Source organism: Streptomyces sp. BBFR25 (assembly GCF_044590125.1).
Lineage (GTDB): Bacteria > Actinomycetota > Actinomycetes > Streptomycetales > Streptomycetaceae > Streptomyces > Streptomyces canus_D.
Window position 1 is genome coordinate 7,727,799 of the sequence record NZ_CP172447.1, and the last position, 22,843, is coordinate 7,750,641.

20 protein-coding genes and 2 pseudogenes are annotated in these 22,843 nt (G+C 72.2%); 10 read left to right on the forward strand and 12 right to left on the reverse strand.

The features are described 5' to 3' along the window. The first annotated feature begins 86 nt into the window (after window positions 1–86). Window positions 87–794 (forward strand): SDR family NAD(P)-dependent oxidoreductase, encoded by a 708-nt coding sequence (locus tag ACGH52_RS34540; RefSeq protein WP_076972909.1) that lies wholly within the window; start codon window positions 87–89, stop codon window positions 792–794. 4 nt (window positions 795–798) lie between these two features. On the opposite strand, the gene ACGH52_RS34545 is transcribed toward ACGH52_RS34540, so the two are convergent. After that, complete coding sequence (locus ACGH52_RS34545; protein ID WP_076972908.1) at window positions 799–1,002, reverse strand: hypothetical protein; 204 nt, start codon at window positions 1,000–1,002, stop codon at window positions 799–801. 141 nt (window positions 1,003–1,143) lie between these two features. On the opposite strand from ACGH52_RS34545, the gene ACGH52_RS34550 reads away from it, so the two are divergent. Next, window positions 1,144–2,049 carry a LysR family transcriptional regulator gene (locus ACGH52_RS34550; protein WP_076972954.1) on the forward strand — a complete coding sequence of 302 codons (906 nt, stop codon included), beginning with the start codon at window positions 1,144–1,146 and terminating at the stop codon, window positions 2,047–2,049. A gap of 58 nt (window positions 2,050–2,107) precedes the next feature. Here ACGH52_RS34550 and ACGH52_RS34555 read toward each other — a convergent pair whose 3' ends face one another. Further along, window positions 2,108–2,671 (reverse strand): NAD(P)H-dependent oxidoreductase, encoded by a 564-nt coding sequence (locus ACGH52_RS34555; protein WP_076972907.1) that lies wholly within the window; start codon window positions 2,669–2,671, stop codon window positions 2,108–2,110. Between the two features lie 139 nt (window positions 2,672–2,810). On the opposite strand from ACGH52_RS34555, the gene ACGH52_RS34560 reads away from it, so the two are divergent. Further along, the gene (locus tag ACGH52_RS34560; RefSeq protein WP_210977065.1) at window positions 2,811–3,515 is read left to right on the forward strand and encodes a TetR/AcrR family transcriptional regulator; all 705 of its coding nucleotides are present in this window, start codon (window positions 2,811–2,813) and stop codon (window positions 3,513–3,515) included. Window positions 3,516–3,587: 72 nt separating this feature from the next. Beyond that, window positions 3,588–4,622 (forward strand): LacI family DNA-binding transcriptional regulator, encoded by a 1,035-nt coding sequence (locus ACGH52_RS34565; protein ID WP_076972905.1) that lies wholly within the window; start codon window positions 3,588–3,590, stop codon window positions 4,620–4,622. A 37-nt stretch (window positions 4,623–4,659) separates the two neighbouring features. Here the strand turns inward: ACGH52_RS34565 and trxA are convergent, their stop codons facing one another. Next, window positions 4,660–5,055, reverse strand: a complete 396-nt coding sequence (gene trxA, locus ACGH52_RS34570; protein WP_076972904.1) for a thioredoxin — start codon at window positions 5,053–5,055, stop codon at window positions 4,660–4,662. Window positions 5,056–5,175: 120 nt separating this feature from the next. Here trxA and ACGH52_RS34575 point away from each other — a divergent pair, with 120 nt between their 5' ends. After that, complete coding sequence (locus ACGH52_RS34575) at window positions 5,176–6,609, forward strand: dihydrolipoyl dehydrogenase family protein (RefSeq protein WP_399945172.1); 1,434 nt, start codon at window positions 5,176–5,178, stop codon at window positions 6,607–6,609. 50 nt (window positions 6,610–6,659) lie between these two features. Here ACGH52_RS34575 and ACGH52_RS34580 read toward each other — a convergent pair whose 3' ends face one another. Further along, complete coding sequence (locus ACGH52_RS34580; protein WP_399946983.1) at window positions 6,660–7,316, reverse strand: peptide deformylase; 657 nt, start codon at window positions 7,314–7,316, stop codon at window positions 6,660–6,662. Window positions 7,317–7,359: 43 nt separating this feature from the next. Then, window positions 7,360–7,707 (reverse strand): tetratricopeptide repeat protein, encoded by a 348-nt coding sequence (locus ACGH52_RS34585; protein ID WP_076972902.1) that lies wholly within the window; start codon window positions 7,705–7,707, stop codon window positions 7,360–7,362. Between the two features lie 147 nt (window positions 7,708–7,854). On the opposite strand from ACGH52_RS34585, the gene ACGH52_RS34590 reads away from it, so the two are divergent. Then, entirely contained in the window at window positions 7,855–8,820 is a 966-nt protein-coding gene (locus tag ACGH52_RS34590; protein ID WP_399945180.1) for a pirin family protein, read from the forward strand. A 120-nt stretch (window positions 8,821–8,940) separates the two neighbouring features. Further along, window positions 8,941–9,536: pseudogene (locus ACGH52_RS34595) on the forward strand (IS5 family transposase); the annotation flags it as partial. Between the two features lie 30 nt (window positions 9,537–9,566). Here ACGH52_RS34595 and ACGH52_RS34600 read toward each other — a convergent pair. From ACGH52_RS34600 to ACGH52_RS34615, 4 genes are all read right to left on the reverse strand, one after another. Beyond that, the gene (locus tag ACGH52_RS34600; protein WP_399945183.1) at window positions 9,567–12,209 is read right to left on the reverse strand and encodes an AAA family ATPase; all 2,643 of its coding nucleotides are present in this window, start codon (window positions 12,207–12,209) and stop codon (window positions 9,567–9,569) included. Window positions 12,210–12,618: 409 nt separating this feature from the next. Beyond that, complete coding sequence (locus tag ACGH52_RS34605) at window positions 12,619–13,503, reverse strand: alpha/beta fold hydrolase (RefSeq protein WP_399945186.1); 885 nt, start codon at window positions 13,501–13,503, stop codon at window positions 12,619–12,621. Window positions 13,504–13,533: 30 nt separating this feature from the next. Beyond that, the gene (locus tag ACGH52_RS34610; protein ID WP_399945189.1) at window positions 13,534–13,842 is read right to left on the reverse strand and encodes a hypothetical protein; all 309 of its coding nucleotides are present in this window, start codon (window positions 13,840–13,842) and stop codon (window positions 13,534–13,536) included. A 52-nt stretch (window positions 13,843–13,894) separates the two neighbouring features. Next, window positions 13,895–14,059 carry a MerR family DNA-binding transcriptional regulator gene (locus ACGH52_RS34615; protein WP_107487770.1) on the reverse strand — a complete coding sequence of 55 codons (165 nt, stop codon included), beginning with the start codon at window positions 14,057–14,059 and terminating at the stop codon, window positions 13,895–13,897. A 429-nt stretch (window positions 14,060–14,488) separates the two neighbouring features. Here ACGH52_RS34615 and ACGH52_RS34620 point away from each other — a divergent pair, with 429 nt between their 5' ends. Then, on the forward strand, window positions 14,489–17,212 hold the full coding sequence (locus ACGH52_RS34620) for an AAA family ATPase (RefSeq protein ID WP_399945192.1): 2,724 nt from the start codon (window positions 14,489–14,491) through the stop codon (window positions 17,210–17,212). A gap of 124 nt (window positions 17,213–17,336) precedes the next feature. Further along, window positions 17,337–17,732, forward strand: a pseudogene (locus tag ACGH52_RS34625) (transposase); the annotation flags it as partial. A 15-nt stretch (window positions 17,733–17,747) separates the two neighbouring features. On the opposite strand, the gene ACGH52_RS34630 reads toward ACGH52_RS34625, so the two are convergent. Next, window positions 17,748–18,398, reverse strand: coding sequence for a response regulator (locus ACGH52_RS34630; RefSeq protein ID WP_399945195.1), 651 nt, complete (start codon window positions 18,396–18,398; stop codon window positions 17,748–17,750). Window positions 18,399–18,489: 91 nt separating this feature from the next. After that, on the reverse strand, window positions 18,490–20,208 hold the full coding sequence (locus ACGH52_RS34635) for a histidine kinase (protein WP_399945198.1): 1,719 nt from the start codon (window positions 20,206–20,208) through the stop codon (window positions 18,490–18,492). Between the two features lie 219 nt (window positions 20,209–20,427). On the opposite strand from ACGH52_RS34635, the gene ACGH52_RS34640 reads away from it, so the two are divergent. Then, complete coding sequence (locus tag ACGH52_RS34640) at window positions 20,428–21,024, forward strand: hypothetical protein (RefSeq protein WP_121703726.1); 597 nt, start codon at window positions 20,428–20,430, stop codon at window positions 21,022–21,024. A gap of 217 nt (window positions 21,025–21,241) precedes the next feature. Here the strand turns inward: ACGH52_RS34640 and ACGH52_RS34645 are convergent, their stop codons facing one another. Next, entirely contained in the window at window positions 21,242–22,054 is an 813-nt protein-coding gene (locus ACGH52_RS34645; RefSeq protein ID WP_121703717.1) for an HD domain-containing protein, read from the reverse strand. Window positions 22,055–22,843: the final 789 nt, after the last annotated feature.

Below are 22,843 nucleotides of genomic sequence, written 5' to 3' on the forward strand. Positions count from 1 at the left end.
GCGGGCGTCCGGTCTTCCTGGTACCCGTGGTCCCAGGAAGACCGGACGCCTGGCTGCCCGTACCGGCGCGCCGCAGGCTTGGCCGCATGACGACCACACTGATCACCGGAGCCAACAAGGGCCTCGGTTTCGAGACGGCCCGCCGCCTCGTCGCCGCGGGCCACACCGTCTACGCCGCCGCCCGCGACCCCGAGCGCGGCCGCCGAGCCGCCCGGGAACTGGGCGCCCGCCCCCTCGTCCTGGACGTCACCGACGACGCCTCCGTCGCCGCCGCCGTGCGGACCGTGGCGGCCGACGGCGGACTCGACGTCCTGGTCAACAACGCCGGCATCGAGCAGCGCGGCGAGCACAACGCGGTGACCGGGGCCGAGGACACGACCGCCGACCTGGTGCGGACCGTCTTCGAGACCAACGTCTTCGGCCTGGTGCGGGTGACCCACGCCTTCCTGCCCCTGCTGCGCCGCTCCGCCGCGCCCGTCGTGGTCAACGTGAGCAGCGGGCTGGCCTCGCTGACCGGACTCACCTCGCCGGACAGTCCCGGGTACGGCTATCCGGGCCTCGCCTATCCGGCGTCGAAGACCGCGGTCAACGCGCTGACCGTGCAGTACGCGAAGGCGTTCCCCGGGGCGCGGATCAACGCCGTCGAACCCGGCTTCACCGCGACCGACCTGAACGGCAACACCGGCACGCAGACCGTGGCCGAGGGCGCCGAGGTCATCGTCCGGATGGCCCGGCTGGGCCCGGACGGACCCACCGGGGGCTACTTCGACGCGGCGGGTCCGCTGCCCTGGTAGCGGGTCAGCAGCCGGCCGGGGTGGGCCTGCCGCGCGAGACCACCCGGGTGCCCTGGCCGTCGACGACGCGGGCCTGGAGCGAGCCGCAGGCGCACCGGGTCCACAGGGTGCCGCCCGCGCCGGTGGGGTGGGCGGACAGCACCTGGAAGGGCTCGGCCCCGTCGGGCCACCCGCAGTGCGGGCAGACGAGTCCGGTCGTGCTGGGCATGGCGACTCCTCGTGCGTCAGTGGTACGTAGGGATGCCGGTGTGGGTGCGCGGTCCCACCGTGGCGCCACTGACAGGGTGCGGCCACGGATCCGTTCACGTCCACGTTGACTTTACGGACTCCACCGTGAAGCGTGTACTTCATGATTGATCTGCGCAGGCTGCACGTGCTCCGCGCCGTCGCCCACTACGGCACCGTCACCGCCGCGGCCCGCGCCCTGCACTTCACCCCCTCGGCCGCCTCGCAGCAGATCCGGCAGCTCGCCCGGGACCTGGGCGTCGACCTGCTGGAGCCGCAGGGGCGCGGGGTGCGGCTCACCCCCGCCGCCGAGAGCCTGCTCGGACACGCGGACGCGATCGAGGCCCGCTGGGACGAGGCCGAACTGGATCTGCGGGCGGGGGAGGGGTCCCCCGCGGGGCCGCTGCGGGTGACGGGGTTCCCGGTGGCCGTGGCCGTCCTGCTGGCCCCGATGGCGGCGCGGCTGCGGGAGCGGCACCCCCGGCTGTCGGTGCGGATCCGGGAGGTCGAGGTGGGGGAGAGCTTCGACCTGCTCTTCGAGGGGGAGAGCGATCTGGCGGTGGTGGAGGCGACCCCGGCCAGTCCGCCGTCGGCCGACACGCGCTTCGAGCAGCGGCCGCTGCTGGACGAGCCGTTCGACCTGGTCGTCCCCGCGGACCATCCGCTGGCCGGGCGGAAGGAGGCCGACCTCGCGGACGCGGCTCACGAGGCCTGGATCGCGCCGCTGCCGCAGAGTCCCTGCCGGACGCACATGGTGTCGGCGTGCGGTGCCGCCGGGTTCACCCCCGACGTGGTCCATCTCGCGGTGGACTGGAACGTCACGGCCCACCTGGTCGCCCACGGGCTGGGCGTCGCGCTGGTGCCCCGGCTCGCCCGGCTGACGCCCGAGCTGCCGATCGTCCGCGTGCCCTGCGCCGACCGACCGCACCGCAAGCTGCTGACCTGCACGCGCAGCGGTGGTCACCGCCGTGCGGCGGTCGCGGCCGCGCTGGAGGAGCTGCGCACGGTGGCCGCGGCGGCGGTGGCCTGACACACGGCGGGACCGGAGCTCGGCGGAGCCCCGGTCCCGTGTCCGTACGGTGCGCCGGTCAGGCGGCGAGGACCTCGTCCGCGTGGCCGTGCAGCTGGGCGACGACCTCGGTCAGCTGGGCGGCGACCTCGGCGTCGTCGGCCGGGTGGGTCTCGGCGAAGCGGGTCACCGAGCCGGGGATGGCCAGCTTGATGTCCTCGATCACCTTGCCGCCGGCGATGCCCACGGCCTTGCGGGCCTCGTCCTGCGCCCACACGCCGCCGTACTGGCCGAAGGCGGTGCCGACCACGGCGACGGGCTTGCCGGTGAAGGCGCCGGCGCCGTAGGGGCGGGACAGCCAGTCGATGGCGTTCTTCAGGACGGCCGGGATGGTGCCGTTGTACTCGGGCGAGAAGAGCAGGAAGGCCTGCGCGCCCTGGGCGGCCTCGCGCAGCTTCGCGGCGGCGGCCGGGACACTGCCCTCGACGTCGATGTCCTCGTTGTAGAAGGGGATGTCGGCGAGCCCCTCGAACAGCTGCACCTCGGCGCCCTCGGGCGCGAACTTGACGGCCGCCTCGGCGAGCTGACGGTTGTGCGAACCGGCGCGAAGGCTGCCGACGAGCGCAAGGATGCGGACAGACATGAGTACTCCCACTGCTGAAACAGGTGATGGCGGGCGGGCCGAAACACTGCGGTTACGATCCGGACCGAGGTCCGTTTAATTTCTAACATCTCAAACGGACCGCGGTCCAGTTTTCTTCCCGATGCTTTACGCTGGCTTCATGTCCGCCGCCCCGCCGCACCTCCCGCCGCCCCCGGAGAACGCCGGTCCGCCCGAGCTGCTGCAACTCGGCACCGGGACCGACGCGGACGAGCCCTGCCTGCGGGCCGACGCCGCGCGCAACCGCGCCCGGCTCCTGGAGGCCGCCGAACGGCTGGTCGCCGAGCACGGCGCGGGCGCTCTCACCATGGAGGCGGTGGCCGCCGCGGCGTGCGTGGGCAAGGGCACGGTCTTCCGCCGCTTCGGCGACCGCACCGGACTGCTCGCGGCGCTGCTCGACCACTCCGAGCGCAAGTTCCAGGCCGCGCTCCTCAGCGGTCCGCCGCCCCTGGGCCCCGGCGCACCGCCGGTCGAGCGGCTGCGGGCCTTCGGCTGCGCGCTGCTGCGCCGCTCCATCGACGAACTCGACCTGCTCCTGGCCGGAGAGCCCAGCGCCGAACGCCGCCACACCTTCCCGCCGCGCCGCTTCCTGCGCCACCACGTGGCACTGCTGCTGCGCGAGGCGGTGCCGGACGCCGACAGCGAACTCCTCTCGCACACCCTCATGGCGTACCTCGACGCCGCCCTGATCCACCACCTCACCCGACAGTCCGGGCTGCCCGCCGAACGCGTGCGGGCCGGCTGGCTCGACCTGGTCGCACGGGTCACCCGCACCGACGCCCCGGCCCCCGGGACCGAGTCCCCGGACACCGCCCCGCCGGCCTGAACTCCCTCCGGAGCGGACGACGTTGCCCCGCCCGCCGCCCCGCGTCCGGCTTCTGCCAGGATGCCGTACGTCATGGTGCAGATACCGAATCCGCCGCCCCCCGAGCCCTCCGCAGCGCGCTCCGTGCCCACGAGCGCCGATGTGGCCCGCCTGGCCGGCGTCTCGCGCGCGACCGTCTCCTACGTCCTCAACAACGCCGACGCCGTACGGATCAGCGAACCCACCCGCCGCCGCGTCCGCGAGGCCGCCCGGGAACTCGGCTACGTCCCGCACGCCGCGGCCCGCTCCCTGCGCGCCGGACACAGCCGCATGGTCCTGATGCCGGCGCCGTCCTTCCCCGCCGGCCCGCTCTACAGCCGCTTCCTCACGGAACTCCAGTGGGCGCTCGGCCGCCTCGACTACACCGTGGTGCAGTACGGCACCGTCGGCGCGCACGGCGACGAGGCCGCCCGCGCCTGGGCCGAGCTGCGCCCGGTCGCCGTCCTGGTCCCCGGCGCCGACCTAGGCCCGCGGGGCGTGGAGATCCTCAAACGCTCCGGCGCCCGCGCGGTCCTCACCCTCGGTCCCGAGGCCGTCGACGGAGCGCACGCCCTGCTCACCGACCAGGAGGGCGTCGGCCGCGGCGCGACCCGCCACCTCTACGACCGCGGCCGCCGCGGCATCGGCGTGGTGGTGCCCGCGGAACGCGGTCTGGACGTCTTCTCGGCGCCTCGCCTCGCGGGCGCCCGCGAGGCCGTGTCCGGCACCGACGCCACCGTCACCGAGCTGCCCCTCGCCTACGACGAAAGGGACGCCGCCCGCCTCGCGGCGCGCTGGCGTCCCCTGGGACTCGACGCGGTGTTCGCGTACAACGACGAGTACGCGATGCTGCTGATGCGGGCCCTTCAGGACGAGGGCCTCGACATCCCCGGCGACGCCGCCGTGATCGGCGCCGACGACCTGATGCTGGGCCGGCTGCTGCGGCCGCGGCTGAGCACCGTCCACCTGGAGCTGCCCGCCGGCCGCGACCTGGCCGCACTGGTCGACCGGGCGGTCCACGACCCCGGCGCCGCGCCCGAGCGCCACAAGGTGCTGGGCGCCACGGTGGTGCACCGGGAGTCGAGCTGACCGGCGGCCGAACCGCCCGCTACGGGCCTTACTGGCCTTACTGGCCTTCCTGGCCGTTCTGACCGGCCTGCGCCTGCTGCTCGGCGACCGCCTTGCGGACCTCGTCCATGTCCAGTTTCCGGGCCTGACCGATCACGTCGGTGAGGGCCGCCTCCGGCAGCGCGCCCGGCTGAGCGAACACGGCCACCTGGTCCCGCACGATCATCAGCGTCGGAATCGACTGGATACCGAAGGCCTGCGCCAGCTCCGGCTGCGCCTCGGTGTCCACCTTGCCGAACACCAGGTCCGGGTTGGCCTCCGCGGCCTTCTCGTAGACCGGCCCGAACTGCTTGCACGGACCGCACCACTCCGCCCAGAAGTCGATCAGCACGAACTCGTTGTCCGTGACCGTCTGGTCGAAGTTCTCCTTGGTGAGTTCCACGGTGCTGGTCATGAGGTGATCCCTCTTCCTGATTTCGGGGGTGAAGCCGTCGGCACAACACTGCCGACCTGGTGGGTATTCCGCGCACGTACCCATGTGGCCACGGCGCACACCACCCACCAGACTGACCCCATGACGCAATCGGATTCCCTCACGTACGACGTCGTGGTGATCGGCGCGGGCCCCGTCGGCGAGAACGTCGCCGACCGCACCCGCGCGGCCGGGCTCTCCACCGCGATCGTGGAGAGCGAACTGGTCGGCGGCGAGTGCTCCTACTGGGCGTGCATGCCCAGCAAGGCCCTGCTGCGCCCGGTCATCGCCCGCGCGGACGCCCGCCGCCTGCCCGGCCTCGCCCAGGAGGTCCACAATCCCCTCGACGCGCAGGCCGTCCTCGCCCGCCGCGACGAGTTCACCTCGCACTGGAAGGACGACGGCCAGGTCCAGTGGGTCGAGGGCATCGGCGCCGACCTGCACCGCGGTCAGGGACGGCTCACCGGAGCGCGCACCGTGGAGGTGACCGGCCCCGACGGCAGCCGCCGCACCCTGACCGCCCGGCACGCCGTCGCCGTCTGCACCGGCAGCGCGGCCGCCCTGCCCCCGCTGCCCGGACTCGCCGAGGTCCGCCCCTGGACCAGCCGCGAGGCCACCAGCGCCAAGAGCGCGCCCGGCCGCCTGATCGTCGTCGGCGGCGGAGTCGTCGCCGTCGAGATGGCCACCGCCTGGCAGGCCCTCGGCTCCCGGGTCACGATGCTGGTGCGCGGCGACGGCGGCCTGCTCGCGCGGATGGAGCCGTTCGCCGGGGAACTGGTCGCCGAGGCGCTCACCGAGGCCGGCGTGGACCTCCGCACCGGCGTCTCCGTCGAGTCCGTCACCCGGGAGAACGGCACCGTCGTCGCCGTCACCGACAGCGGCGACCGCCTGGAGGCCGACGAGATCCTCTTCGCCACCGGCCGGACGCCCCGCACCGGCGACATCGGCCTGGAGACCGTCGGCCTGGAGCCGGGTTCCTGGCTGCCGGTCGACGACAGCCTCCGGGTGGAGGGCCACGACTGGCTCTACGCCGTCGGCGACGTCAACCATCGCGCCCTCCTCACCCACCAGGGCAAGTACCAGGCACGCATCGCGGGCGCCGCCATCGCCGCCCGCGCCTCCGGGGTGCCGATCCTGGAGTCCGACCCGTGGGGGGCGCACGCCGCCACCGCCGACCACCACGCCGTCCCCCAGGTGGTCTTCACCGACCCCGAGGCCGCGTCCGTCGGCCTGACCCTGGCCGAGGCCGAGCAGGCGGGACACCGCGTCCGGGCCGTCGACGTCCCCATCGCGGTGGCCGGATCGAGCCTGTACGGCGACGGCTACAAGGGCCGCGCCCGCATGGTGGTCGACCTGGAGGACGAGATCGTGCGCGGCGTCACCTTCGTCGGCCCCGGCGTCGGCGAGATGATCCACTCCGCGACCGTCGCCGTCGCGGGTCAGGTACCGCTCAGCCGACTGTGGCACGCGGTTCCGTCGTACCCGACGATCAGCGAGGTGTGGCTGCGGCTGCTGGAGGCGTACCGGGACAACTGACGGGGGCCGGCCCGTCGTCCCGGACCCGGCGGCCGGTGCCGGGCGGCCGGTCAGACCGCCGGGCCGGGCAGCTCGAAGCCCAGTGCCGACGCCGCCCGCTCCGGCGTCGGCTGGGACCAGAGGTCCGCCATCGCGGCGTTCGAGGCCAGTGACCGTAGCTCGGCCCGGTCCAGATACAAGGTGCCGTCGAGATGATCCGTCTCGTGCTGCACGATCCGGGCCGGCCAGCCCGCGAACACCTCGTCCACCGTCCGCCCGTGCTCGTCCCGCGCCCGCAGCCGCACCTCGGCATGGCGCGCCACCACCGCCTGCCAGCCCGGCACGCTCAGACAGCCCTCGAAGAACGCGGCCCGCCCGGCGCCCACCGGTTCGTACGAGGGGTTGACCAGCACCCGGAACGGCTGCGGCACCCGGCCCCGCGCCACCCGCACCTCCTCCGGCACCGGCGCCGGGTCCTCGATCACCGCGACCCTCAGCCCCACCCCGACCTGTGGCGCGGCCAGCCCGACGCCCGGCGCCGCGTGCATGGTCAGCCGCAGCGCCTCGACGAACCGCTCGAAGAGCGCGGGCGCCAACTGCCCGTCGTACGGCTCGGCCGAGCGTCGCAGCACCGGGTCCCCGGCCGCGACGATCGGCAACGGGCCGCCGACGGCGAGCAGTTCCTCGACCCGCTCGGCAAGCGGGGCACGATCACCAGGAGTTCCCATCGCGGTTCCCATCGCGTCAGGATGCCACGCTCCCGGCTCGCGCTCAGATCTCGGCGAAGTCGCCCGCGAGGGCCGAGGCGATCCGCAGCTGGGCGTCGGCCTCCTCCTGCCGCCCCTGCCGTTCCAGGGTGCGGCCCAGCATCAGCCGGGCGTACTGCTCGACGGGATCGCGCTCGACGACGGTCCGCAGCTCGGCCTCCGCCCGCCGCAGCTGGGCCGAGTGGTAGTAGGAACGCGCGAGCAGCAGCCGCGGGCCGGTCTGCTCGGGCACCTCCGCGACCAGTGCGTCCAGGACGCGGGCCGCGGCGGCGTAGTCCTTGGCGTCGAAGAACATCCGCGCGCGCTCCCAGCGCTCCGCCGGTGTTCCGTGGTCGTAGTACGTCATGTCCACTCGAACCTCCTTCGCCCCCTCCAACCCCGCCACACGGTTGAACATTCCACTACTGATGGAGGTGTGCGCGGCGGTGCCGTCGCCCGCCACGGTGACGGCCCGCGGTCCGTCTGACGCGAGGGCCCCGCCGGGTCTAGGTTGGGCGGCATGAGCAACCTTGATCGCGAGGCCGTACCCAGTCTCTGCGGCGGCCGCGGCTTCGTGGTGACGGAGCCCGTACGCGAACTTCTCAGCCCTCGCCACGTCAAGCTCGGCGAGTCCACCGAGGTCCGCCGACTGCTGCCCAACCTCGGCCGACGGATGGTCGGCGCCTGGTGCTTCGTCGACCACTACGGCCCCGACGACATCGCCGACGAGCCCGGCATGCAGGTGCCGCCGCATCCCCACATGGGCCTGCAGACGGTGAGCTGGCTGCACGAGGGCGAGGTGCTGCACCGCGACTCCACCGGCAGCCTGCAGACCATCCGCCCGCGCCAGCTGGGCCTGATGACCTCCGGCCGTGCGATCAGCCACTCGGAGGAGAGCCCGCGCTCGCACGCGCGCCTCCTGCACGGCGCCCAGCTGTGGGTGGCCCTCCCGGACGCCCACCGCCACACCGACCCGCACTTCGAGTTCCACGCCGAGCTGCCCCGGGTCACGGCCCCCGGCCTGGCGGCCACCGTGCTCCTCGGCACCCTCGACACCGCCACCTCGCCCGGCACCACGTACACGCCCCTCGTCGGCGCCGACCTGGCCCTCAGCGGCGGCACGGACGTACGCCTGCCGCTGGAGGGGGACTTCGAGTACGCCGTCCTGGCCATGAGCGGCGAGGCCCACGTCGACGGCGTGCCCCTGGTGCCGGGCTCCATGCTCTACCTCGGCTGCGGGCGCGACGCGCTGCCCCTGCGCGCCGACTCGGACGCGGGCCTGATGCTCCTGGGCGGCGAGCCGTTCGAGGAGGAACTGATCATGTTCTGGAACTGGATCGGACGCTCCCAGGAGGAGATCGCGCAGGCCCGCCGGGACTGGATGGACGGGTCACGTTTCGGGGAGGTCAAGGGGTACGACGGGGCTCCGCTGCCCGCACCCACGCTACCGGCAGTCCCGCTGAAGCCTCGTGGACGGTCCCGTTGACCTGCAGAAATGCCCACGCGCGGCAGCTGAGGTCACGCGAGGCGACGTCTGCGGAGGTCAGGGAGTACCGATCTGGCAGATACGACCCAAGCGCAGGACCTGTCGTACGCCGCATCCTGCCTGGCGGCCTGGAACGAGGCCGGCGTCTGGGACCAGTTGCACGCGCTCCTGCTGAAGAAGCTGCGGTCGAAGAACCAACTCGACTGGTCGAGGGCGGTGATCGACTCGTCCCACGTCCGGGCCGCACGCCGGGGCCCAAAAGCGGTCCCAGCCCGGTCGACCGCGCACGGCCGGGCAGCAGGCACCACGTCATCACCGACGGCCAGGGCATCCCGCTCGCGGTGTCCCTGACCGGCGGAAACCGCAACGACCTCACCCAACTGCTGCCCTTGCTCGACAAGATCCCGGCCGTGGCCGGGACCGTCGGGCGACCCCGTCGACGGCCCGACACGCTCTTCGCGGACCGCGGCTACGACCACGACAAGTACCGCCGACTTCTGCGCGAGCCAGGCATTCGCCCGGCGATCGCCGAACGCGGCCAGCCACACGGCACCGGCCCGGGCACCTTCCGCCGGGTCGTCGAACGCACCATTTCTTGGCTGCACGGCTTCCGACGCCTGCGCATCCGCTGGGAACGACGCTACGACATCCACGAAGCCTTCCTCGGCCTCGCCGTCTGCCTGATCACCCAACGCCACGCCCAACGCCTTTGTTAGGACCTCTAAGGCGTCACGACCGAGCCGGAATCATCTCCGTCCGGCGATGCCGGTGGCCGCCAAGTCGCGCCGTGAGCAGAGCCCCAGCTTGGCGAACACGTTGGACAGGTGATGCCCGACGGTGCGGTCGCTGATCCGCAGACGGGCCCCGATCTCCCGGTTGGTCAGATCGCCGGCGGCAAGCTGGGCCACCCGGCGTTCCTGTGCCGTCAGCGTTGCCATGCCCGTGCCGGCAGCAGTGGCACGGCGTGCGGGTGCCATGATCAGACGCTGCTCACGCCGGGCCCGCTCGAGCATCGGGCGCGCTCCCAGTGCGTGGAACGTCTCGGCAGCGGCGTCGAGCTGCTGGCGGGCGTCTCGGCGCCGCCGCTGTCGCCGCAACCACTCGCCGTAGAGCAGCCGGGCCCGTGCGTGGTCGAACGGGCGCCGGGACGCACCGGGCACGTCCAGCGCCGCCCGGTAGGACCGTTCGGCGGCGGGTTCGTCCAGCAGTGCGCGTGCCAGGTGCGCTGTGAATCGCGCCCAGTGCGCGCCGGTACGCCGTACCCAGGCGTCGAGCGCCTCGGCGCGGCGCCGGCCGATCTCCGGCCGCCGCGCGTGCACGGCGGCCTCGATCGTGTCCAGGCTTGCCAGCAGAGCGACGATCGGATGTGCTGCCTCGTGCCCGTGCTCGTCCAAGCGGGCGAGCAGGTCGAGTGCAGCATCGGCGCGACCGGCCGCCAGAGCGGCCATTCCACGGTTCCAGTGGGCCGAGGCGCTGACCGCACGGTCGCGGCGCGGCCCGGCCAACTGCAGGGTCCGACCGGTCAGATGGTCGACGCTGCGGCCGTCACCGCGGGCGGCGGCGAGCCACCCGAGGCAGTTCCGGCACTCCGCAGCGATGTGCTCGGCACCGATCCGCTCGGCCGACGCGAGCCCCTCGGCCGCGGCGTCCTCCGCAGCGCCCCACCGGCCCGCGGCGATGTCGAGTCGCGCGATCCGAGCCAGCGCCGCAGCAAGCGAGGTGCCATCGGCGTGACGGCGGTGCCTGCGGACAAGGGCGTGCACGGCATCGGCGAGTGGCTCGTCGAGGCCCCACACCAGTCCGAGCGGCGATGCCGGGAGCAGCTGCGACTCCACCCGGGAGATGTGCGCCATGACGTCACCGAGTTCTGCCGACGACGCTGCCCGTGCCGGGTCCGTCGCCGGCCCCCACCACGTCCGGACGATCGGGAGGACGTCGGGCAGCCCAGGGGTCGTCAGCCCCGCGAGACGAGTGAGGGTCTCGCCGACGAGGTCGTCGCGGGCCGCGGACCATCCCGCGTGCAGGGCAGCGGCGCCGAGCTCCACTCTCATGCGCGGATCATCGAACGCGGCGATGTCGCGACTGATCGATCGGTGGGCTCGTTCCAGAGACCCCTCGGCGAGTTCGAGTACTCCGCGCAGCCCGCGGCTGGCGCGGGTGGCCAGGACCTCGTCGGTCAGGCTCCGGGCATCGGCCAGCAACCGACGCGCCATCGTGGCGTCGCCGCCGTGCCAGGCGGCCACGGCCGCGCCGGCGAGCCTGCGGGTCGCAGCGGCCGGGTCGGCGGACAGCTCGGCGGCCCGCCGCAGGATCGGTACCGCGCCGGCGCCCGAGGGCACCGTCTGCTCGAGCAGCCCGGCGATCTCCTCGTCGACGTCGTGAACGGTCGCGGCCCGGTGCCAGACATGCCCGCGACTGCCCGGGGGAAGCGCGGCGGCCAGGGTCCGGTGGGCGTTCCTGCGCTCAGACGGGGAGGCGCTCGCGTAGACAGCGGCCCGGACCACCGGGTGCCGTAGCGCAGGCCGGTCGGGCGTCCCGGCGAGCAGACCCGACCAGGTCGTCTCCTCCCAGACCGGCTCCTCGGCGGCGCGGGAACGTGCTGACCGTGCGAGCGTGAGCTGATCACCGTCGGCACGAGCCGCGGCCATGAGCACGGCGAACTCGCGTGCCGGGGTCGGCATGGTCTGCAGGCGCTCGGCGAAGGCCTTACGCAGCCGGGGCCCCACGGGCACCGTGCCGGCGGCAAGATCGTCGATTGGTACAGGCAGCTCGTGCAGTGCCAGCGGGTTTCCCCCACCTGCTTTCACCGCGCGGGTGACCTCGGGGCCGTCGAGGCCGGGGTGGGCGGCGGCGACCAGTTGGGCGGCGTGGTCGTCAGCGAGAGGACTCACCGCGAGCGGATCGACGCCCTCCCACGATCCGCCGGCGGGCGCGTCGTGGCCGGCGACCAGGACCACCACCGGATCGGTCCCCACCCGCCGGGCGACGAATCCGAGCACGAACTCGGTCTCCGCGTCGAGCCGGTGTGCGTCGTCCACGACGATCAGGAGCGGGCGGTCGACTGCCAGCGCCGACAACAGGGACAGGACCGCCACGGCGGTGAGCGACCGGCCCGCTCCGGTGACCTCGCCCGCGAGCACGCCTCGCAACGCTGCCGCCTGGGACACCGGAAGAGTCGCGATCAGGTGCTCGACCGGCCGGAGCAGCGTGTCCAGGCCGGCGAAGGGGGTCCCGGACTCGCACCGTGCGGGCTGTACCGCCAGCGGGGCGAAATCGGGAGACGCCGCGGTGACGTGGTCGAGAAGTGCGGTCTTGCCGATGCCCGGCTCACCCCAGAGCACCAGGGCGCCACCGGTGCCACGGCGGGCTCGGTCGAGCACCTCGGTCACGGCAGCGACCTCTGCCTGTCGTCCGACGAGCGGAGCCGGAGCACCGGGTGCCCTCATCGCGTCCTCTCAGCCGTGACCATCTTCCGGTCCCAGAGGTCCGTGCCGTACCGTCCGAGGTCGGCGGGATCGTCCGACGCCCCGACGAGGACGCCGACCCCGTGCACGAGCGCGATGCCGGTGAGCCCCGCTCGGATCCTGATGAGCGCATCCTCGGGCCCCTGCTGTGGCAGTGCCACCCCACCGAGCCCGGTCCCGTTCGGCGGTGGATCCCGTTCGTCGATCGCCGACGACGAGCTTGCGCATCGAGCACGCCGAACCGCTGCCACGGCACGGGCAGCGTATGGACGAGGCGCTCGCCGCGGGCGCACGCCGAGGTCGGCGCCGCGGGGCGAGGCGCCGGTGGCCGTGGTCATGGCGACTCCTTCGAACCGGGGCGGACGCCCTTAGGGAGTGGGTCTCCCAGGAAGGTGAGCAGGGCGGCGTTGACCTCGTCGGCGTGAGTCCACAGCAGCCCGTGCGGGGCGCCGTCGATCTCCACGTACTGCGCGTCGGGCAGGGCCCGGCGGAAGCGGTGGGCCGTGACTTCGATGGGGAGGATCCGATCGGCGGTGCCGTGCAGGATCAGGGCCGGCGTGCCGCTGGCCCGGACGGCCTCGACGTCGGCGCGGAAGTCCTCGATCCACGAGGAGACGACGGCATGGGCGGCCACGGGGGCGCTGGAGATGGCGACGTTCCAGCTGGCTGTGACCGCCTCCTGGCCGATGCGGTTGCCCAGGTTCTCGTCGAGGTTGTAGAAGTTGGAGAAGAACTGCTCGTACCAGGCGTAGCGGTCGCCCTTGGCCGCGGCCTCGATGCCGTCGAAGACGTCCTGGGGCACGCCGTCCGGGTTGTCGTCCCGAGCGACGAGGAAGGGCTCCAGGGAGGCCAGGAAGGCGAGCTTCGCGACCCGCTGGTGGCCGTATCGAGCGATGTAGCGGGCGAGTTCGCCGGTGCCCATCGAGAACCCGACGAGGACGACGTCGCGCAGGTCCAGGGTCTCCAGCAGGGCATTCAGGTCGGCGGCGAAGGTGTCGTAGTCGTAGCCGGTGCCGACCTTCGACGAGCGGCCGAAGCCGCGGCGGTCGTAGGTGATGACGCGGTAGCCGGCGGAGAGCAGCTCGCGCGTCTGGCGCTCCCAGCTGTGGCCGTTGAGCGGGTAGCCGTGGATGAGGACGACGGGCTGACCCGCGCCTTGGTCCTCGTAGTAGAGCTCGACCGGCGTGCTGTTCTCGTTCCCGATGGTTACGTGTCCCATGATCTTTCCTTTCCGAGGGTGGTGTGCCTGCTATTGACCGACGAGCCGCCGTACCGCGATCGTTGTCGCCTCGGCGATGGTGGCGTTGCCGGCCGTGGACTCCGGGTCGTCCGGGTCGGCGTAGACGGCGAGACCAGCGGCGCGCGGTCCGGGGGCAGCACGATCCCGACGTCGTTGCGCTCGCCCTGTGCTTCGGTCCCGGTCCTGTCCCCCGATCAGCCACCCGGCTGGCACGCCGGCCCGGATGGTGGCGTCGCCGGTGGTGTTCGCGACGAGCGAGGTGGTGAGCCGCTCGCGGCCGGCCGGCTGCAGGCCGCCACCGAGGGGCACCGCCCGCATGCTCTCGACGATGGCGGCCGGTGCGCGTCATTCAGGCCGGGGGCGAACGCGGTCACGGCGGTAGGTCCGCCGAGGAGGTCGAGGGGCAGGTTCGTCGCCGTGTTGTGGCGTTGGCGCGCCGCGGCGGCTCCTCCAGCAGGCCGACGTCGTGGTAGTGCCGCACCGCACCCACAGTGGTGCCGGCGAGTTCGGCGAGTTGGCGGGGTCTCCAGGCCACGGCTGTTCCCTTTCAGGTGTCGTCGACCGACGTGTCGTCGGCCCAAATGTCTTCGGCGTGGTCAGGGGTGCGTGAGCCGGCGCCGGCGATCGGCCTCCGACAGCCCGCCCCACCGCCGTGCAGCTCCCGGTGGGCCACGGCGTGGACGGCGACCCGCTCGCGCTGCTGCCGTAACGGGAGGACTCCTCGTCGGCGGGGAAGAACACCTCGGTGCTGATCACGGTGGTCGCTCCCTTCCCGGTCGCTCTGCTGTCGGCTCTCAGAGTCGCGGGGAAGGCGCCTGGTCCGCGTCGGTGGAAATCCCTTATCCCGTCACCGACCCTGGCGCGGGGGAGGCCGGCATCTTGACGACCCGGTGCTGCCCGCGCGCTTCGCGTCGGTGACAATTACCGGATAGACGCCGTGTCGGCGCCAGGGGAGGACCAGGCGATGCTCGTAGGACGGCGCGCCGAGCAGGCGGTGCTCGAGCAGCTGCTGGCTCGGGCGCAGGGCGGCGACAGCGGGGTGTTGGTGGTGCGCGGGGAGGCCGGCATCGGCAAGTCCGCCCTCTTGCAGCACATGCGGGAGACCGCCGTGGCGGTGGGATTCGGGGTTCAGGACGCGGCCGGAGTGGAGGCCGAGGCAGAGTTCGCGTTCGCGGGCCTGCACCAGTTGTGCGCCCCGTTCCTGGCGCGGGCGGTCGAGCTGCCCGAGCCGCAGCAGGCCGCGCTCGGGGTGGCGTTCGGGCTGCGCGAGGGTGCTGCGCCGGACCGGTTCCTGGTGGGGTTGGCGGTGTTGAGCCTGTTGGCCGAGGACGGGCCGTTGCTGTGTGTGGTCGATGATGCGCAGTGGCTCGATCAGGCGTCTGCGCAGGTTCTGGCTTTCGTGGCCCGGCGGGTGGGGGCCGAGCGGGTGGTGATGGTGTTTGCGCTGCGCGATCCCGGTGTGACCGACGTCGAGGCGTTCAGCGGGTTGCCGGAGCTGCGCCTGGCGGGGCTGGGGGCGTCCGATGCCCAGACGCTGCTGGCCACCGCGGTCCGCGCACCGCTGGACGATGTGGTGCGCGACCGGATCGTAGCCGAGGCGCGCGGCAATCCGCTGGCGTTGTTGGAGCTACCCCGGGGTGCTCCGGCGGTGCAGTTCGCGGGCGGGTTCGAGCTGCCGGACGTGGTGAGCGTTCCGCGCCGGATCGAGGACGGCTTCCGGCGTCGCGCGAACAGCCTGCCTGCCGACGCGCGGATGCTGCTGGTGGTTGCCGCGGCCGAGCCGACCGGGGATGCGGCGTTGCTGTGGCGCGCGGCCGCGGAGCTGGGGATCGCCCGCGAGGCGGCTGCGCCCGCGGAGGCCGCCGGGCTGCTGGAGTTCGACTTCCGTGTGCGGTTCCGGCACCCGCTGGTGCGCTCGGCGGTCTACCGGGCGGCCACACCGGCCGACCGGCGCCGGGCGCACGGCGCGCTGGCCGCCGTCACCGACCAGCAGGTCGATCCGGACCGGCGTGCCTGGCACCGCGCGCAGGCGGTGGTGGGCACTGATGAGGACGCCGCCGCGGAGCTGGAGCGTTCGGCCGGACGGGCCCGCGCCCGCGGCGGGTTGGCCGCCGCGGCGGCGTTCCTGAAGCGTGCGGCCGAGCTGACCCCTGGGCCGGCCGTCCGGGCGGAACGGGCCCTGGAAGCTGCGCACGCCAAGCACGAGGCCGGTGCGTCCGGGGCCCTGGAGCTGCTGACGGTCGCCGCGGCCGGGCCGTTGGACGCCGTGGCGCAGGCCCGCCTAGAGCTGCTGAATGCTCGGATCGCGTTCCACGGGGCAAGGGGCGGCGAGGGGCCGCGGATGCTGCTGGACGCCGCCAAGAGCCTCGCCCCGCTGGACCCGGCGCTGTCCCGGGAGACCTACCTGGACGCGCTCGATGCGGCGATCGTTACTGGCGACCGCGGACCCGGCGGCGTGCGTGCGGTGGCCGACGCAGCCCGGGCCGCGCCCGCACCACCGGAGTCGCCGAGGCCGGTGGATCTGTTGCTCGACGGGCTGGTGACGACGTTCACGCAGGGCTACGCGGCAGGAGTGCCCGGGCTGCGGCGGGCGTTGGACGCCTTCAATCGTCACGAGCGGGACGATCATGCCGTGAACGACGGCGACGATCGCCGCTGGCTGTGGCTGGCCGGCCGGACCGCGATGTCGGTCTTCGACGACCAGATGGTGCACGCGCTGGCCGCTCGTCATGTCCGGCTGGTCAGGGAAGCCGGCGCGCTGGCCACGCTCCCGGCAGCACTGCTCGTCCAGTCCGTCATGCTGGTGCTCTCTGGTGACTTCTCCCGGGCCGCCGAGCAGACCGCGATCGCGGCCGCGACCAGAACAGTGCCCGTGCTCCACGGCCAGCTCATCCTGGCTGCCTGGCGCGGCCGCTCGGACGAGACCACCGAGGTCCACGCGACCATGGTCCGGGAAGCGGTTGGACGTGGGGGCCGAACTGAGGACTTCCTGGCGCAGTACGCCATGGCGGTGCTGCACAACGGTCTGGGCGACTACCCGGCGGCTCTGGTCGCTGCGACGCGGGCTTTCGAGTCCGACGAGCTGACCCACAGCAACCTGGCCCACTCCGAGCTCATTGAAGCGGCATGCCGTAGCGGCCGGCCGGAGCTTGCGACCGCTGCGCTGGACCAGCTCAGCTCACGGGCGCTGGCCAGCGGCACCCCGTGGGGGCTCGGGCTGGCAGCGCGCTCACGGGCATTGGTCAGCACCGGCCTGGCCGCCGAGGAGTACTACCGCGAGGCGATCGAGCAGCTACGAAACTGCCGAGTGGCCACCCAGCTGGCCCGGACTCATCTCGTCTATGGCGAGTGGCTACGCCGCGAGGGCCGCCGCCAAGGCGCCCGCCAGCAGCTCCGCACCGCCCACCAGATGCTGTCGGACATGGGTGCGGAAGCGTTCGCCGCGCGCGCCGCCCGCGAGCTGCGCGCCACCGGCGAGCACCCACGCAGCCGGTCCGCCCAGCCCTCGGACGCGCTCACCGCACAGGAGCTGACGATCGCCCGGCTGGTAGCTACCGGGGCGACCTCCCGGGAGGTCGGCGCACAGCTGTTCTTGAGCCCGCGCACCATTGAGGCCCACCTCCGCAGCATCTTCCGCAAGCTGAGCATCACCTCCCGGCGACAGCTGCGGGACCTGCGGCTTCCCTGACGGGCTGGCAGCGTGCGTGCCCTGCCGCGGTACAGCGAATGCCGCCCGGAAGGCCAGCGAGCTGCGCTTTTTGGAGCTCGTAACAGGTCCCAGAGCGCGCCGTCTTGAGGCGACGCCTGCGAATGATCGCCAGGGCCTGCCCCTGTCGGTCGGCATCTCCGCTGCCAACCTCCGTGACAGCCAGGCCCTCATCATCCCGTTGGTTCGTGGCAACCCGCCCATCCGCTCCCGTCGCGGCCCGCGGCGCCGGCGGCCCGGCAAGCTGCACGGCGACAAGGGCTACGACTACCGCCACCTGCGCAGATGGCTCGCTTCTCGCGGCATCCGGCACCGCCTTGCCCGCAAGGGCATCGAGTCGTCCCGACACCTGGGCCGGCACCGCTGGGTCGTGGAGCGGACCATCTCCTGGCTGTCCGACTGCCGACGCCTCCACCGCCGCTACGAACGCAAGCCGGAACACTTCCTCGCCTTCACCGCCATCGCCGCGACCCTCATATGCCACCGCAGACTCACCAAATGAAATGACGCCCAAAGATCAAGCTAGGCCCGCGTCGCGGGCCAGGAGCGCCGCTTGGACCCGGTTGTCGCAGTCGAGCTTGCTTAGGACGCGGCTGACGTAAGTCTTCACCGTCGCTTCGCTCATATGAAGGCGGGTGCCGGCGGCCGCGTTGGACAGTCCTTCGCCGAGCAGGGCCAGCACTTCGCGTTCGCGACCGGTCAGCCCGGCCAGGCGACGGCGTGCTTCCTCGCCGCGCACGGTGGCGGCGGGGGAGGCGAGGGTGTCTACCACGTGGCGGGTGGCGGCTGGGGACAGGTAGGCATTGCCGGCCGACGCCGCGCGGACTGCGTGGATCAGCTCCTGCGGAGCGGTGTCCTTCAGCAGGAAGCCCGCGCTGCCGTGGCCGAGCGCCCGCAGGACGTTGTCGCGTTCCCCGAATGTCGTCAGGATCAACACCCGTGTTCCCGGCACGGCACGGCCCAGTTCGGCCAGCGCGGTCAGACCGTCCATCTCGGGCATCTGAATGTCCAGCAGGGCCACGTCGACCGCGGTGCTCCGGGCGGTGTCCACCGCCTCCCGGCCGTCCCGTGCCTCGGCGACGACCTCGATGTCCTCGGCGGATGTGAGGATCATTCTGATGCCTGCTCTGATGAGTGGCTCGTCGTCGGCGATGAGAACCCGGATCATACGGTCTCCTGCGCGGGAACGGTGTGACAGGCGGACAACAGGCCCGCTCATCATGCCCGATCCGGCCGGGAGCGTGGTCACAGACCTCCGGTCAGGGGTTCCATGTGTAGGACACCTTGGAGGCGAGCTTCCCGTCGCGGAAGCAGAACCGGTAGACGAGGTCCTTCTCGTCGTCCACGAAGTGTTCGCAGGCCGCGTCATCGGGCAGCGCAGGTCCTTGCTTCTCCACGCCGTCGGTGAGCAACGAGCCGCCTTCCGGCAACTTCCCGCGCAGGTCCGTCTCGGCCTCGCCGACTCGAGCCGACTCGTACACGCTCGCCGGTATGGCGCCCTTCTCCAGCTCGTCGATCCCTTTCGACACTCCCCACACCAGAAGGGCGCCGACGCCCACGACGAGGACCACGGCGGTGGCGGCGCAGCCCAGGGCGGCGTTCTTCTTGCTGCTCATGATGGCGGTGAACTCCTTATGCGGTATGGCGCGTTCGAGGACGCCACCACCATTTCCCGCCGAGGCCCCGCCGATCTGCCCTCGGAAGTCGTCGTCCGCAGCCACCGAAGTCGCGCCGCCCGGAGGGGACTGCCGCTCGCCACCGGCGTACGGCAGCACACCGGCGAGGCGGAAGCCCCCGCCCGGGGTGGGGCCGGTGTGCACCATGCCGCCGACCAGCCGGGCACGCTCCCGCAGGCCCGTCAGCCCCTGTTGGCCGCTGATCGCGGGGGGTGCGGCCGGAACCCCGTCCGGTACTGGGCCGTTCGCCACCTCGACTACGAGGCTGTCCGGTTCGTAGCGCAGCGCGACCGTGATCGGGGCGCCCGGCGCGTGCTTGTGCGCATTGGTCAGTCCCTCCTGAGCGATGCGGTACGCCGCCCGGTCGGCAGCGGGGGTGAGGGGCCGCTGGGCGCCGGAGCGGTGCAGTTCCACCGTCGCGCCCGCGGACCGCGACGACGCGACCAGCTCGTCGACGGAAACCGCGGCACGGTCCGAGGAGGGCCCGGCTCCTTGCGGACCGGGCCCGGACGTCTCCGCGTCGTTGCGCAGGATGCCCACGGTTTCGCGCAGCTCCCGCATCGCCGATCTGGATGCCTCCCGGAGGACGCCCACACCCTCCCGCTGGCGGTCGTTGAGCTCCGGGTCCACCTCCAGTGCCCCGGTGTGCACGGCGATCAGGGCAAGTTGGTGGCCAAGGCTGTCGTGCATGTCCTGGGCGATGCGCTGCCGCTCCAGCAGCCGGGCCTGGCGCGCCACCATCGCTCGTTCGCGCACCAGTTGGGCGTTGTGCCGCCGCAGGGCGTCCAGCAGGGCGTGCCGCTGGGCACGGTACCGGGCGGCGAAACCGGGCGCCACCGCCAGCAACAGGAAGGGGCCCCCGGTCAGTGCGACGGTCACCAGCGCCGACAGTCCGAGGTCTTCATCCGGTGCGGTGGCCACGCCGGCGACAAGGTGGAGCACGAAACCGGCCGTGAACGCGGCCAGTGCCCGCCCGGGGCGCTCGATGCGGCTGCCGGCGGACCAGCCGGCGCAGACCAGCAGGGCGAACGTACCGGGAAAGGCGCCGGCCAGGGCTGACGCGGCCAGCAGTACCGACGCCGGCAGGGCGCGACGCGCCAGGGACAGTACGGCGACGAACAGGGCCAGTGTCCCGCCCTGCACCAGGGAGCCGGTCTCCGCCGTGCGGAGGATACCTGCGATCCCGGAGAGCACTGGGGTGAGCACGGCCTCGCCGGCGATCCGCCGCCGGGACCAGGGGGAGGCGGCGGCGAGACGGAAGCGGAACGACGGCCCGGGACGGGGAGTTTCTGCAGCATCCACGTCCAGACGATAGACAGCTGTTCTCGGGCGCCCGCATCCTCCTTTCGGTGCGGTCTCGCGCGACGAAAGTGGGTCTCCGGCTCCTGGGAGTCCTGTCCTCTTTGGTCGTTACGGGTGACGACTTATGGAGACTGCCGCGGGGCGGTCGGTCCGGTGATGATGGCTCCGCCGGACGCGCTCAGCGGCGGCACGGGGAACGACGGCTTCGGGAGCGGAACAGTGGGCAGTGCGGGACAGTGGACCGGCAGACGCTTCACCGTCCGGCAGGAGAACCGGCTCAAGGCCGGCCGTTACACGGTGAGCGAGCTGATGCCGGACGGCTCGGAGGGCGAGGTCCTGGCCTGCGCCGAGGTGAAGCGTTTCTCGCTCAAGGAGAAGATCACCTTCCACGCCGGCGTGTCCGGGACCCGCGTGCTGTTCACCATCGAGGAGCGCGGCCTTCGCGGCGCCGGTGGTGGCTACGACGTGTGGGACGCGGAGGACAACCTCGTCGGCGGTTTCGAGGAGCGGGACATCGCCTCACTGGTGCGTTCGACCTGGGTGCTGGACGAGCCCGGATCCCCGGCCGCCGTCGGCCGCGAGCGTAACCGGTTCGTGGCTGTGCTCCGCCGTGTCTGGGACTTCCTGCCGCTGGATCTGGTGCCGTTCCTGTGGCCGTACCACTTCGACTTCGAGACGGGGGGCAAGCAGGTGCTGAAGGTGGACAGGAAGTGGGGGCTGCGGGACCGTTACGTGGTCGACATCCTCACCCCCGGACTGGACCCGCGCCTGGCCGTCGCCCAGGCCGTGGCCCTGGACACGTTCCAGGACCGTTGACCCGAAGGGTCCGAGCGCCGGCGGGCAGATGGGTGATCTCGCCGGTCGGAAGGCTCCAGGCCCATGACCGGCGGCACCATGCTGGACTTGCCCTGGGCGGAGCTGGCGGGCTGGATCGAGCAACCAAGCCGACAGTCACATGAGCAACGGCTTCTGTTAGGACCTCTAAGAGCTGAGGCAGGTGCGGCGCTGGAATGCGGGTATCACGCGCGGACCGTCACTCCTCGAACGGCGTGGCGAACAGCATGTCCTCGACCGTGGGAACCGCGAAATCGGCGAGGTGACGACGACCGACCTCGGCGAAGGGGTGCATCACCACCGACATCGGATTCATGCGACAGATCGAGAGGATGGTGTGGACGGCGTTCTGCTTGAAATCCTCCCTGGGGAACGCGGTGAGGATGTCCTCCAGGGCGTCGGCCGGTATTTGCTGAAGACCTTGCCCGGCGAAATCTACCGCGGAGCCGACGGAGACCATGGCGATCTCCGGCCTTTTCCGGCTCGCTATGCTGCTGCTGGTATGCAGGGCGATGGCGTCCCAGACGACTGCAACCCGGTCCTCTGGCACACCCTGTTTCCTGAGGAACCTCTGCGCGGCGTCCGCGCCCCCGACTTCGAAGCGTTCGCCCGGCACCTGGTATGTCTCCAGCAACCCGAGGTCGTGCAGGACCGCGGCGACGAAGGCCAGTTCTCGGTCGTAGCGGATACCTTGGCGCTCGAAGAGCACAGCACTGTAGAGGTACGTCCGCATGACGTGGTTGAAAAGGGTCACGGAGGACGCGCTTCGTGCGAATCTCACGGTTTCCCGCGTCAGTTCGGTGTTGGGGATACGAATACCCGCGACCGACGCCGGCAGCGCGTGGTCCCGGGAACGCGACCCACTGTCACCCTCTACCGCAACGGCGGGGGGAGTGGAGATCGCGGTGGCGAGCAGGGACGCCGCGCCGACAGCGGCGATTCCCGTGCTGCTTCGTAGCACTGACCGCCGAGTGACGTCGCTTGCGGCATCGTGATCGCTTTTTTCAGACATGCGAGTTGCCTTCTCTTCAGTGGTGCGGACATGAAGAGCCTATGGAGGGCATGGGGGAGTTCGACAGAGGGGCGAATGACAACGACCGCCTGGTTAATGCCAGATGACTCCGGGACATTGACTCCGGAACCTGAACACGGGTTATGGAACGGCGTGATGCGATTGCGATGACGGTCGTCAGGTGGCAGAACTTCCCGCCGTTGCTGGGCAGGTAGGTGGTGCCGCCAACGTACTTCGTGTTCGGCCTCAGGGCGGTGAAGTCGCGGCCGATCAGGTTCGGGGTCTTGGCGGTGGTCGGGCCGGGGACGGTGGTGCGGTGCCGACGCGCAACCGGAGCCCTTCGATCTTGCAGGTCCTCCTCGCGATCCGCTTGCACCGGACGGCCAGCGGGGCAAGCGGTCCCGCGGTGTGCCTAGTGCCCTGTTTGAGGAAGGCCGGCAGTTCGACGGCGGTTCGAAGTGCACCAGGCCGTCGGGACCGGACGGGAGTCACGAGTATCAACGGCGCTGGGCCCCTGACAGGTGGACCGAGCTCCTCCGGCGGGGCTCACATCTGTTGGTCGTTGCTGTGACGGCCGAGGCTGCGGCCGAAGCGTTCGGAGACGGCCGGCATCAGGCTCTCGCCGTCGGCTGGGCGGTCCAGGCCGAAGACGTAGCCGGGGAAGTCCAGGTTCTTCTGTACCGCCCAGATCCTGTCGTGGTCCTACGGCGGAAGGATGCGCACCGGGTCGCCGACCGCGCCCCAGCCGATCGGCACCATCGTCGGCGGGTAGCACGGTGCGCAGATGCA

Excerpts from the sequence above, each read along its gene's own strand:
- ACGH52_RS34550 (WP_076972954.1), top strand. The coding sequence starts at position 1,144 with ATGATTGATCTGCGCAGGCTGCACGTGCTCCGCGCCGTCGCCCACTAC.
- ACGH52_RS34560 (WP_210977065.1), top strand. The coding sequence starts at position 2,811 with ATGTCCGCCGCCCCGCCGCACCTCCCGCCGCCCCCGGAGAACGCCGGT.
- ACGH52_RS34645 (WP_121703717.1), bottom strand. The coding sequence starts at position 22,054 with ATGTCTGAAAAAAGCGATCACGATGCCGCAAGCGACGTCACTCGGCGG.
- trxA (WP_076972904.1), bottom strand. The coding sequence starts at position 5,055 with ATGACCAGCACCGTGGAACTCACCAAGGAGAACTTCGACCAGACGGTC.
- ACGH52_RS34620 (WP_399945192.1), top strand. The coding sequence starts at position 14,489 with ATGCTCGTAGGACGGCGCGCCGAGCAGGCGGTGCTCGAGCAGCTGCTG.
- ACGH52_RS34590 (WP_399945180.1), top strand. The coding sequence starts at position 7,855 with ATGAGCAACCTTGATCGCGAGGCCGTACCCAGTCTCTGCGGCGGCCGC.
- ACGH52_RS34580 (WP_399946983.1), bottom strand. The coding sequence starts at position 7,316 with ATGGGAACTCCTGGTGATCGTGCCCCGCTTGCCGAGCGGGTCGAGGAA.
- ACGH52_RS34555 (WP_076972907.1), bottom strand. The coding sequence starts at position 2,671 with ATGTCTGTCCGCATCCTTGCGCTCGTCGGCAGCCTTCGCGCCGGTTCG.
- ACGH52_RS34540 (WP_076972909.1), top strand. The coding sequence starts at position 87 with ATGACGACCACACTGATCACCGGAGCCAACAAGGGCCTCGGTTTCGAG.
- ACGH52_RS34575 (WP_399945172.1), top strand. The coding sequence starts at position 5,176 with ATGACGCAATCGGATTCCCTCACGTACGACGTCGTGGTGATCGGCGCG.
- ACGH52_RS34610 (WP_399945189.1), bottom strand. The coding sequence starts at position 13,842 with ATGCGGGCGGTGCCCCTCGGTGGCGGCCTGCAGCCGGCCGGCCGCGAG.
- ACGH52_RS34545 (WP_076972908.1), bottom strand. The coding sequence starts at position 1,002 with ATGCCCAGCACGACCGGACTCGTCTGCCCGCACTGCGGGTGGCCCGAC.
- ACGH52_RS34565 (WP_076972905.1), top strand. The coding sequence starts at position 3,588 with ATGGTGCAGATACCGAATCCGCCGCCCCCCGAGCCCTCCGCAGCGCGC.
- ACGH52_RS34630 (WP_399945195.1), bottom strand. The coding sequence starts at position 18,398 with ATGATCCGGGTTCTCATCGCCGACGACGAGCCACTCATCAGAGCAGGC.
- ACGH52_RS34605 (WP_399945186.1), bottom strand. The coding sequence starts at position 13,503 with ATGGGACACGTAACCATCGGGAACGAGAACAGCACGCCGGTCGAGCTC.